This window comes from Vibrio sp. 2134-1 (genome assembly GCF_033339495.1).
Genome location: NZ_JAWOUS010000585.1, coordinates 1 through 628 on the forward strand (window position 1 = coordinate 1; position 628 = coordinate 628).

The 628-nt window shown below is 45.9% G+C and carries 1 protein-coding gene; it reads left to right on the plus strand.

What is annotated here, in order from left to right:
• Window positions 1-628: BamA/TamA family outer membrane protein (locus tag R7R78_RS27365; RefSeq protein WP_225474762.1), on the plus strand; the 628-nt coding region annotated here is incomplete at both ends.

Sequence of the window (628 nt, forward strand, 5' to 3'; positions counted from 1 at the left end):
ACACAAGATGGCGCTGACGATATTGACCAAGGTCGAATGGATGAAATCTACGGCTTAATGGAAGACCAATTGGCAGAGCGTGAGAAAGCTATCGACGAACGCGAAGAAGAAATGCGCCAAATGGAAGGTAGCTGGCTAAACTCCAAGTCGATTGAAACTGGTAAGACTCGACTTAACCGTCTTGGCTATTTTGAAAACGTAGAAGTACAAACGGTTCGTGTACCAGGTAGTGATGATCAAGTTGATCTGGTTTACTCGGTTAAAGAAGCGAACTCAGGCAGTGTAAACTTTGGTGTTGGCTACGGTACCGAATCGGGCGTCAGCTTCCAAGTTGGTCTGCAACAAGACAACTTCTTAGGTAGCGGTAACCGCGTTGGTATCAACGCGATGATGAACGACTATCAAAAGAACGTGAGCTTAGACTACCGCGACCCATACTGGAACCTTGATGGTGTAAGCTTGGGCGGTAAGATTTTCTACGATGAATTTGAAGCATCGGAAGCGGGTATCGTTGACTATACCAACCAAAGTTATGGTGCAAGTTTGACATGGGGTTTCCCATTTGACGAACTGAACCGTTTTGAATTCGGCGTTGGTTATACCCACAACAAGATCGGTAACTTGTCAC